General features: G+C 57.4%; 9 protein-coding genes. 6 read left to right on the plus strand and 3 right to left on the minus strand.

The window, feature by feature from the left end; all coding sequences use genetic code 11:
* The first annotated feature begins 27 nt into the window (after nucleotides 1-27).
* From BDB13_RS26225 to BDB13_RS26245, 5 genes are all read left to right on the plus strand, one after another.
* On the plus strand, nucleotides 28-960 hold the full coding sequence (locus BDB13_RS26225) for a glycosyltransferase family 4 protein (RefSeq protein WP_254922965.1): 933 nt from the start codon (nucleotides 28-30) through the stop codon (nucleotides 958-960).
* Between the two features lie 10 nt (nucleotides 961-970).
* Nucleotides 971-2560 (plus strand): flippase, encoded by a 1590-nt coding sequence (locus BDB13_RS26230; RefSeq protein ID WP_094274362.1) that lies wholly within the window; start codon nucleotides 971-973, stop codon nucleotides 2558-2560.
* Complete coding sequence (locus BDB13_RS26235; RefSeq protein WP_254922966.1) at nucleotides 2557-3639, plus strand: glycosyltransferase family 4 protein; 1083 nt, start codon at nucleotides 2557-2559, stop codon at nucleotides 3637-3639. Before BDB13_RS26230 ends, BDB13_RS26235 begins: the two co-directional genes overlap by 4 nt.
* Nucleotides 3632-4717, plus strand: a complete 1086-nt coding sequence (locus tag BDB13_RS26240; protein ID WP_094274363.1) for a GH39 family glycosyl hydrolase — start codon at nucleotides 3632-3634, stop codon at nucleotides 4715-4717. The genes BDB13_RS26235 and BDB13_RS26240 overlap by 8 nt, the downstream gene beginning before the upstream one ends.
* Before the next feature lie 229 nt (nucleotides 4718-4946).
* Complete coding sequence (locus BDB13_RS26245; RefSeq protein WP_254922967.1) at nucleotides 4947-6035, plus strand: cellulase family glycosylhydrolase; 1089 nt, start codon at nucleotides 4947-4949, stop codon at nucleotides 6033-6035.
* A 17-nt stretch (nucleotides 6036-6052) separates the two neighbouring features.
* Here the strand turns inward: BDB13_RS26245 and BDB13_RS26250 are convergent, their stop codons facing one another.
* Complete coding sequence (locus BDB13_RS26250; protein ID WP_141210697.1) at nucleotides 6053-7678, minus strand: hypothetical protein; 1626 nt, start codon at nucleotides 7676-7678, stop codon at nucleotides 6053-6055.
* A 498-nt stretch (nucleotides 7679-8176) separates the two neighbouring features.
* Here BDB13_RS26250 and BDB13_RS26255 point away from each other — a divergent pair, with 498 nt between their 5' ends.
* Nucleotides 8177-8662, plus strand: a complete 486-nt coding sequence (locus tag BDB13_RS26255) for a YdcF family protein (protein ID WP_254923064.1) — start codon at nucleotides 8177-8179, stop codon at nucleotides 8660-8662.
* 59 nt (nucleotides 8663-8721) lie between these two features.
* Here BDB13_RS26255 and BDB13_RS26260 read toward each other — a convergent pair whose 3' ends face one another.
* Entirely contained in the window at nucleotides 8722-10203 is a 1482-nt protein-coding gene (locus BDB13_RS26260; RefSeq protein WP_094274366.1) for a sugar transferase, read from the minus strand.
* Between the two features lie 344 nt (nucleotides 10204-10547).
* The gene (locus BDB13_RS26265; RefSeq protein WP_254922968.1) at nucleotides 10548-11375 is read right to left on the minus strand and encodes a MazG family protein; all 828 of its coding nucleotides are present in this window, start codon (nucleotides 11373-11375) and stop codon (nucleotides 10548-10550) included.
* Between the last annotated feature and the right edge of the window lie 2 nt (nucleotides 11376-11377).

The following is an 11377-nucleotide window of genomic DNA, read 5'->3' on the forward strand; positions in this document are numbered from 1 at the left end:
GCCCCGCTGATCAATGGAACGGTAAAGTTGAGTGCCTCGATCCAGAGCGACGCAGTCTCCGAGATTCCGGCATCGTTGAGTGTCATCCCGCGACCAGTGGTCGCCGGTGCCAGAAGGGCAGCGTGGGCGATGGTGCCGATCCGCGGGTCGGCTTTGTACCACAGTCTCGATGTCGATCTCCCGATCAGGCAAGCGGGACTGACTGTTTCGACGTTCCACGATATGGCGGTATTCGATGTTCCCTGGGCATTCAGCAAATTCCGAGCCGCCGGCGAACGCCAATTACTGTCGATGGCCCTGCGTAAGGCTGATGTGCTCATCGCCGTGTCCGACTTTACCGCCGAGCGAATCAAATCACTGAGCGGCCGCGAGGCAATCGTCACTCCACTAGCACCTGCACCGTGGGCCACGGTACCAACGCCTACCGAAGTAGCCGAGGTCCGTCACCGCTTGAGCCTACCTGAGCGATTTGTACTTCAAGTCGGAACCATCGAACCGCGCAAAGACGTCGCACTGGTTGCAAATGCCTGCTCCGAACTATCAATACCCTTTGTCCTCGCCGGGTCCGGATCTCGCGGACCTGACGCACCCAGTTCCGCGATCGGCCTTGGCTACGTTGCGACAGAAGATCTTCCAGCACTATATTCTGCAGCAACTGCTGTTGCGTACGCGTCGCACTACGAGGGTTTCGGTCTCCCGCCACTCGAGGCGATGGCATGTGGCAGTGCTGTCGTCGCCAGCGCCGTCGGGGCACTGCCTGATTTTGCGGACGACGCCGCAGCCTTAGTCCACACACACGACAAGGATTCATGGGTGCGTGCGCTCCGCTCGGTGATCAACGACTCCGAATACAATGCGGCCCTGCGCACCTCAGCGCCTCGAGTTGCATCCCGATTCACTTGGGCACAAACTGCCGAGCTCACTGTCGAGGCATACCGGACTGCCGGGTTGGACGTATGAGTTGGGCTTTATGACAGACCGCCGATCCTCCGATACCGACCATGTGTCACCTCGTAAATTCGCCGAACTGAAGCATGCTGCGCAACTGAAGTTCGAGAAGGAACGCCTCGAACGAGAAACCAAGATTCACCAACCGTTAACACCTGAGTTGACGGCAAACGCGGCCCGTCGTAGCACGGCGATCATGTTGGGAAGTAGAGTCGCCGTCGCCGCAATGGGCTGGACCGGTTCCGTTTTGATCGCTCGCGCAATCAGCCCCGAGCAATTCGGTCAGTTCTCATTGATCTTCGGTCTGCTCGGATTGCTTTCCGTCATCACTGATCTCGGCGTCGGACGAGTTGTACTTGCAAAACTGGTCGAGAGCAATCCTTGGGAAATCTCGCTGGTTACAACCGCATTCATCTCGCTACGCATCGCTTTGGGACTGCTCGGATACGTCTTGGCTGTCGGATACGTCTGGATAATGGGATACCCCGCAGAAGTCATCGAAGCGACTGCGATTGCAGGCCTCGTCGTCGTTGTCGCGACACCAAGTCACGCGCTTTCGGTGATGTACCAGAGTCGTCTCAAGATGACCTATGTGGCAGTTGCCGAAGGCGCCGGACAACTTGCGCAGCTGATGGCGACAATCGCAGCTGTACTGTGGCAACCCCTCCTCATCATCCTCGTGATTCCAGCAGTAATCAACGAAGTGGTCGCTGCCGTCATCAAGATCCGCGGTGTTCGCAAGGGTGTCGCCGGCCCGCTCCCCGCCTCGCGCGCCCAGTTTCGACGGTGGCGAGAAATGCTGATCGAAGCGATCCCACTCAGCATCGGATTCGCTTTCATCACATTGCTTTCCAAAATCGACGTCCTCATGCTCGGCAAACTCGACACGTTCGATTCTGTCGGGTTGTACAGCATCGGATACAAGTTCGCGGATCTTCTACAGATCGTCGCCATCACCGTCGTCACCCCCGTAACCACACTCCTCGTCTCCTCATGGCCTGACAAACTCGATATCTTTCGGGAGCGCAGTCGTGAAGCGTTCATCGTCCTTGCCATTCTCGGAAGCGCGTCCATCGCGGCGTTCTGGCCGGCGGCAACCGAAGTCCTGTCACTGCTGTACGGCGAAAGATTCACTGTTGCAGGAACTTCCACACGACTCCTCGTCTTGGGTGCCTGCTTTTCGATGCTAACTCAACTCGGCCTGATGGTGCTGATAGCCAGTGGACGGCATCGCACGTACCCCTGGGTGGCGCTGGCCGGACTCGGTTTCAATATCGTTGCCAACCTTGTCCTCATCCCTCGCTTCTCGTTCAACGGCGCCGCAATTGCAACAGTTGTCACCGAAATGCTTCTGTTCATTGCGATTTGGATCGTCGTAGTTCGAACAGTTCCTGCCCACAACCTGTTTCCTGCTATCCCTGTCGTCGCGACGACAGCGATCGGCGTACTGGTCACGACGGTGGGGACCATCTGCGTCGAACGATTTTCCATTCCGTGGCTTCTCGTGTCGATCGCCGCACCTGTCGTAATCGCGGCAATCTTCGTAGTCGTTCCGATCTCCAACGGGAAAACCCTGTTGGCGCTCATCAAACCCGGTGGAGACAACACATGATTCGAACACTGATCTTCGTCAGTCACACCGGAGAGGTTTCCGGAGCCGAACTCGTCATGATTCAGGCGATGCAACTCGCGAAAGAAAGCGGGGCCACCGTAATTTTGGTATGCCCGGACGGCCCGCTGACTCAGCGAGTCACTGACATCTGCGAAGTTCTCCCAATACCGAGCCTCGCGCTCAAGGGGGAAGGTGGCATCAATCGCATTCTCGCTATCGCTACCGTGGTGAAGAACTGGCGAATCGCAGGACGCATGATCGCGTCCCGTACGCGATCCGAGAATGCAAAAGTGATCGTCAATTCCCTGTTTGCATTGCCGGCAATCAGATTCGGCCGGGTCGATGGCGGCGCAACTTGGCTCATTCACGACACGCTCTCCAACACCAAACAACGCACTGTCGTCCGCATTGCCAAGCCTTCCATCCGACGAGCAGTTTCCGTCTCCGGGCCCACAGCAATACCTGTACGCGCGCTAGGCATCCCCACTACGATCGCGCGACTCGGTGTTGCGGTACCCGACGAAATCGCGGTAGTTCAATCCCCCGCGCCCGGGGTTGTCGGCATAATCGGATCTATCACTCCGTGGAAGGGCCACACCGTCCTGTTGGAGGCAATTGCCAGAACGCCTGACGTATTACTCGAAATTGCCGGTGTCCCATTTCCCGGAGACGAGCCGTATGCCGAAGTGTTAAAACAACGTTCCGAAGAACCCGATTTGAGGGGCCGTGTCCGGTTCCTTGGATACGTCGATTCACTGTCCACCGTCAGAAACTGGGACCTCGCTATCTCAGCCAGCACCTCTCCTGAGGCCAGTCCGCTGGTAGTTCTCGAAGCCATGAGCCTCGGAGTGCCCGTCATCGGAACCGACCATGGGGGAACGAGCGAGCTACTCGCGGACGGTGCGGGTTCCCTCATCGCAGTTGATGACCCCGCCCAACTAGCTGCAGAAATCGCCAGACTGTTGAACGACGAATGCGCGCGATCTACATTTGCGCGCGCTGGTCGAAAAAGAGTGGTTGAGCGCTATGACATCCGAAAGAACCTACCGGCGCTCCTCGAGGAACTCGTTCGTGACTAAAGCGCTTCGCCTATCAGCAGCCGCAGTGGTTCTCGTTGTCCTCGGAGTTGTCGTTCAGTCGTCGGTCTCCGAATCGAGTAAGCCATGCGAACCAGCTCCGTCCACCGACAGCACCGGCATAGCCCTCGGTTCTGGTTACACTGCACTAGGTCAGCCTGAAATAGACAAGGTCATCGAGGATATTCAGGACTCGGGTTCCGATTGGATCAGATTCGACTTCGACTGGTCATTTATCGAATCCACACAGGGAACGTTCGATTGGTCAGGAACTGACCGACTCGTCGAGGCCGCGAAGGCCAGCGGACTCCATGTGCTCGGCTTGATCACCTATACACCGGAATGGGCTCGCGCCGCGTCGGATTCGGAAGCGGATAGTCACACTCGCCCTGCTGACCCCACAACATTTGGTGACTTCGCAGGTATTGCTGCAGAACGCTACATCGACGCGGTATCTGCCTGGGAGATCTGGAACGAACCTAATCTCCAGTCGTTCTTCAACCCTGCGCCAGACGTAGGGTATTACTCGGAGATGCTGACAGCTGCGAGCGCCTCGATCAAAAAGGTTCAGCCCGATGCGACGATCGTGTCCGGTGGCCTGTCCCCCGCAACGGACAACGGTACGGATATCAGCCCCACGACCTTTCTGTCCGATCTGTACGACACTGGAGCTGGCCCCTATTTCGACATCGTAGGTATGCATCCGTACAGCTTTCCCGCACTACCGTCCGATGCCCTCACCCAGAGTTGGAACTCGTTTTACCGAATGCGCTTCATGCACGACACCATGGTGACTAACGGCGACACAGCCAAGTCAATCTGGGCAACGGAATTCGGTTCGCCAACCGGCAGCAGTCCAGAAGCTGTCACAGAGGCCGTTCAAGCTGAAATTCTCCGCGACGGAATCAACGAGGCCCGCAGGCTCGGATTCGTCTCCAAGTTGTTCGTTTACAGCCTCCAGGACCTTGGATCCGATTTAGGGGATCGCGAACAGAACTTCGGACTTCTGGACACAAACTCCGATCCGAAGCCTGCAATGACCGTCCTGGAAAATGCCAACAAAACTGGAGGGTGCTTCTGAAAAGATTCGCCAACTTCATCCCCATTCAGAAAAAATCGGACAATACCAACCGACGCATTCCAATCGCCTTCACAAGCAAGCACAGGTGCTGAAGAACCGACCTCGAGACTGCTCCCCACAGACCGAATTCGTGCAATTCTACTTATTGCCGGATTCGTCAGCGATATCCGGATCCATCCTCTTATTGTGGCCCCTGTTTCGCGACCCCTGTGGAAAGAAGGTGGTCGACGTGCGTCGACTTCGATTCCTCCTGTGTTCCCTGACCCTTGCCGTCGGATCGTTGAGTGCCTGCACCTCCACTCCCCCTCCACCTCCAACAACTTCCCCACCATCGACTTGCAGTTCTGCCAGTTTCGGCATCGCTGGCGGCGCCCCCTTGAACTGGCTCTCGCAAAACGACCTTGATGCAGAGTTGACCGCAATGAAGAATGCGGGCACCACATGGCTCCGATTCGATATCGACTGGTCGGCAGTCGAACCAACCAAGGGCCAACAGAATTGGTCAGCAACCGATCGTGTCGTCGAACGGGCAAGGCTACAAGGCTTGAGCCTTCTTGCCATCGTCACCTACACACCTCCGTGGGCACGCATTGCCGGAGCCGCCGACAGTCACGGCTACCCATCCGACATTGCAGCGTATGCCAAGTTCGCACAGCAAGCGGCACAACGCTATTCGAACAAGATCAGCACCTGGGAGATCTGGAATGAACCGAATCTCGCTCAATTCTTCCGCCCGAAGCCCAATGCCAATACTTACACGTCAATGCTGAAGGCCGCAGCGGCAAGCATTCGAGCCGCACAACCTGGTGCAAAGATTCTCAACGGCGGATTGGCGCCGGCAGTCGACAACGGTTCCGACATCTCACCGGTCACGTATCTCAACTCCCTCTACGCTGCCGGGGCGAAATCGTCCTTCGATGCCTTCTCCATACACCCCTACAGTTGGCCCGCGTTGCCCTCCGACGCGTCCACTCAAAGCTGGAACACCTTCTACCGAATTCGCCTCATGCGAGAGACGATGGTCAAGAATGGTGACAGCGGAAAGAAGGTCTGGGCAACCGAATTCGGCGCTCCCACCGGAACTGGACCGACCGCTGTCAGCCCCCAACTTCAAGCCAGTATCATCGCCGACGGATTCGCACAGGCCAATTCACTCGGGTACATCGAGCGAATTTTCATCTACAGCATGCGTGATCGCGGAACCAACACCAGTGACATCGAGCAGAACTTCGGACTGATGACAATGAACTTCACTCCGAAACCCGCACTGGACGCTGTGAAGCAAGCGATCGGTGGGTGCACTACACCCAAAATTTGATCTGACTCCGCCGACGGTCAGTCCACCTTGGACGTACCCCGGGTTCCTTCATGCCTCAGTAGTCCCACGCGTGAAACTGGCCGACCATCTCGAGTCTTGCCTTTTTTACTGGTGTTCAACATAATTCGCTCGGTAGCCGCTTCGGAGTTGATATCGTCGACGTGATTAACGACATCAACTCCGTCGAGGTCACCAGCATCGACTGCTCGTGGGCTTTCCACCGGAGACGGATGCTTCTCAGGCTCCAGCGCCGACAACCGTCGACGGTCGATCGTCACAGTCTGCGCATCGATCAACCCCGCTCGTGTTCTACGGTCACCGGAATCAACCACTGGTCCGGACGCCACCTTCGCACTACTTGATGGAGCTCCCATGACTCCGTTCACATCTTCCGTGACTCCACGCAAATGCAGTGACGTGTCTTCCCGCAACATCGGCTCTCCCACTACTGCAGCCGAACTCACCGGTTTCGTATCACCACTCCGACCCCGTAGCGAGGACAATGTGATGAAGTCGATGACAGGTTCGGGCGCTGCCGGTCCGACCAACACCAACGACCGCGCCACATCAACTTCCGCCAAAGTCCGAAGACAACTGGCGATTTCACTTTGATCAGCATCTTGTGCCGAAACGACAACAATCGCAAACGCTGTGCCGCTGGAATCGACGACGCTCCACCAGTTCGAGCTCAATGCATGGACGGATACACGCGCCTGCAAGCCTTCCGGCACGTCCCACGAGTTCATGTCTACGCCCTCCCCGACCAATACGAGAACGTGATCTCCCAGGCTCGTGCGTTGACTCAACGTGAGCGCGACATTAGACGGCATCTCGGCGACAGAAGAGTGTTGTACGAGCAGTGACGCGCCGAATTTCTTCGCGGTACGACGGGCCCAGGCATCAGTGACGCGAGAACTGAAACGTCCGCGACATACCACGAGAATCTCTGCCACCAGAATCAGGACGACCAGGAAGGCCACCGCAGATTCGACAAACGGCTTGGGGGCAACAGGAAGTCCCGTCCCTGACGGCGCCGACAGCAATTGCAACCTGTCAGAATTTGACTCTGCAGCGCGCAGTTGCCTCAATTGCTCGAGCCTGGCATCAAGATCCGCTGCGACTGTCGGATCATCCTTGGCTGTTTCGTAGTTGTCGATACTCTTTTGGCGCGCCGCCGCCAACTGTGAGTTGAGCCGCGCGATGTCGTCGGTCAGTATCTTGGTCCGTCGATCGAGAGTTTCGGCATTGCGTTGCCCCTGAGCATCACTCAATGTCTCCACGACGACGCGCGCAAGCTTGTCGGACTCGTCCTGACTGAATCCTGTCGCCTTCACGAAGACCAGCGCGGGTGAAGTTCCAGGGGCCACCGCTATGTGACTCGAAACGTCAGCGCCGGCCCACCCGTTGCCCATCTTCCGCTCAATTTCGGCAACTACAGCGCTATCTGTCGATAGCGCTATGTATGGCGCGACCATCTGGCCCAGGTTGGCATCGGTAACCACAACCTGCGCACCGGTCTGGACTTCCGCGACGATATCGGATTCGTACACCGGCGTCGCACTTCCTCTGACCATGTACACGAAGCCACCGACAATCAATGCGATCACCAGCGCAGGAAGGACCACTCGCGACAAATTTCGCACGTGGCCAACCAAGTCGAATGTTGGCGGCACGCCCAGCTCTCTACGAATCACTGCGTCCCTAGTCCGCACATCTGACACGTCGAAAACCTCCAGCTCGGCAAAACTCTAAACGACCAACAAAAGAAACCAGCAGTTTGCTAGATCTCTATAAACATACCCGAAGTCTGCTAATCAGCTACCCAGAAGCTCCCGAGCCCTCGACCACATCGGCGGGTACCTCCGGCACGTCACCATCGTGCATCAGTGCCAGGTTGCAACTAGGGTCGGGTGCGCCCGTCAGGGCCATCCACCAACCATCCTCCAAGATGTGAAGACTTGTAGACGGAACAAGACCAGACATGTTTTGCCCGTATGCATTTCGTAAGACGTAGACTACTGCGACAGGCAGGGGATCTTGCCATCTACTCATGCGTTGTTCCTTGATCCGGGTATCATCGGGATATCAAAAAGATGTCGAAAGTCTCGAAGGCCGCGGCCATTTCACTGTCAGCGCTCGTGATGACAACAATCGCAGGTTGGCCGGTCTATGTCGCACCCAAGCTTGACCAGCCACACGCTGCCGATGCGATTGTCGTGCTCGGTGGCGCCCACGACGGGCGTGAGGAAGTGGGCCTCGACTTGATGAGGCAAGGTTACGCACCACGGATTGTCTTCTCGAATCCATACGGCAACAACGACAAAAAGATGCGATCGATATGCGAAGGATCATTCGATTTTCCGGTCGACTGTTTTGTACCGTCCCCATCTACGACAGAAGGCGAAGGGTTCGAGATCGAACGGCTTGCGCGCCTGCATGATTGGAACACCGTCATTGTCGTGACCTTCGTTCCTCATATCTCGCGAGCTCGATACATTATTTCGCGGTGCTATTCCGGTGAACTGCTGATGGTTGCGAGCCGTCCTGAGCTATCGCTCCGCACATGGGCATTCAACTACGTCTATCAAACTGCTGGATATCTCAGAAATTTGCGCGCCGGCTGCTGACCAGCCAGGCTTGTCCTAGCGGTCAGCAGCGATGGAACCCGAGCCTGCGCGGACCCCGTTCAGTAGGCTCCATCACTGCGAACCACAGCGGACACCGTACGCGCGATGATCGAAAGATCCTGTGCCGCTGACCAGTTCTCGACGTACGAGGAATCCAGACGAACCGATTCTTCCCACGAGAGATCACTACGGCCGCTGACCTGCCAGAGTCCGGTGATACCGGGTTTCACGAACAACCGGCGAGACACCTCGTCGTCGTACATCTCGACTTCGCGCCGAAGTGGCGGACGCGGACCGACGACACTCATTTCACCGCGAATGACGTTGAAGAACTGCGGAAGTTCGTCGATGCTCAACCGGCGGAGAATCTTGCCGATCGGTGTGATGCGCGGATCTTCGCGCATCTTGAAGAGCACACCGCCCGCACCCTCGTTGTCGCCCATCAGATCGACGACCTGTTGATCTGCACCGGCGACCATCGTACGAAACTTGTACATGGGAAACGGTTTCCCGTTCAATCCGATGCGCTCCGCCTTGTAGAAAACAGAGCCTTTCGATGTGACCTTGACTGCGACTGCCGCCGCAATCATGACGGGCGCAACCAGCAGGATCATCAAGACCGCGAACAGAGTGTCGAAAATTGCCGGTGCCCAACGGTTTGCGCCTTCGTAGCGTGGACGCTCGACGTGAATGAGCGGCAGCCCGGCTACGGGCCTAAACATCAGTCGGGCCTTGGATACATCCGCAATGACCGGCGAAACAACAAGATCGACACCTTCTGCTTCCAGATCCCACATCAGTTTGCGGATTCCGACCTGGCCAAGATCTTCGGTGCCGGTCACGATGACCGTGTCGGCATTGCATGCCCGCATGGCCTCGATCACTTCAAATTCATTGCCCAACACCGGAACATGAGCACCGTCGACCATTATGTGGTCGTCGAGCACCGTGGCGCGACGCGGAATGCAGGTGCCCACGACGTCATATCCTGCCGATGCCGCTCGTACGAAGGACCGCGTAGTGGCAACAACGGAAGCATGCCCACCGACCAGCAGAACTGCGTTCCGGCATTGCCCGGACGCTCGCTTGTTACGAATATCTCGACGCCAGAGGTACCGGCCGAGAAGCAAGGCACCCAAGCCGAGTGGCAGAGCGATCATGAGGTAGCTTCGAGCAATTTCGACGCCGAGAACGATCCCGGCCAGTGCGCCGAGTCCGAATACTTGACCGGTTGCCAACAGAACACGCTCGTATTCGTCGCCGCCGTCTCCCAACATCGATTGATGGCGACTACGACCACGCGAAAGCGTGATCATCCACAGCACACCGAGCAAAACGGATGCAACAACCTTGAGCGGAGTCAACCACTCGAAAGGATGGGGCCAAACACTGCCGAACTGCGCGAGCGCAATCACAAGAATTACGGTGACGGAGTCGGTGATCGCAATTCTGCGCCGATACGCACGCCGCCAGTCCCGACTCAGATCAGCCGAATTCCGCAGTGCCGTCGGCTGGATCCCCACCTCAGCATGAACGCTCATTGGTCATCAGTCTTTCTTGTCATCGATTGGTGTCGCGGGTTGAGTCGCGGGCCGTATCGGGCCTTTTTCCAGAAATCGCTGATCATTAACCAACTGTGGGATCCAGGAACGGCAACACCCCGCCGGTTGCCGTGCCTGGCGTCGACTGACGCTAATAAAATTCCCCCACCAACCCCTTCGTCAAACTGCTGACCAGGGGCCAATTCCTGCATAATCCGACCGCATTGCGCTCTTCCCGTACGCAAACATACCTCAGGTTTGTTTGCAGTGCACTCGAGAGCGTCGAGCTACCGAGAGATTGCCAACTAATTACCAGGAATCACGGACGTACCGCGCAAAGCCTGCTACGCACGAGACTGTTGAGTCTCCCAGTTGCGAACTTCGGCGATCAGCAGGTCGAGGGCGTCGACAAGCGCTGCGTCAGCTTCTCGACACCGCTCGATCAAGCTTTCCAACGTTGCTTGGGGAATGATCTCGGTCACCCCGGCTCGGGCTGCCCGGTTCATCACCTTCTTCGCCAGCAGTATCGGCGGTTGCGACTTGGCGATGCCGTCCATCGACGACGCGCGGGCCTTCTCCACATCCTTGAGTCGCTCCCACGCCAACTCTTGCTCGGCGATGTCCACTACTCCGGAACTCGTCAAGTGCGGACTGCGGTGAACCAACTTGTCGATCAGCGCGCCGGCGACGTCGTCCAACTCGAAGACACCATGTGCTTGCGCGATACGCGAATGGAACAGCACCTGAAGCAGAAGGTCACCGAGTTCCTCCCGCAGGTCGATCTCATCACCGCTGAGGATGGCGTCGAGCACCTCGTACGTCTCCTCCACGAGATAGACCGAGAGGCTCTCGTGTGTCTGCGTAGCTTCCCACCCGCCGCGCTTCCACAACCGGTCCATGATGGAAGCTGCCTCCACCAATCTGTCGCCGTGCACAGGCGCCGCCCGGACTATCCGAGCACCCGACGTAGCCAAGGCCGCAATCCGCGGGCCATCGCCGTCCATCATCACGATCACCGCAGCCCCCGCTGTGGATTGAGGTAGGGCTACCCGAACCGGTTCCGGCACCGTGCCGTCGATCTGGACGGGTCCGGACAAGAACGAAACCGCTTCGATCGGAACAACATCCGGCCGCAGTGGATCGAGTAGTACGACGGTAGATACTTCGGCCACGA

The organism is Rhodococcus sp. OK302 (genome assembly GCF_002245895.1).
In the GTDB taxonomy this organism is placed as follows: domain Bacteria; phylum Actinomycetota; class Actinomycetes; order Mycobacteriales; family Mycobacteriaceae; genus Rhodococcus_F.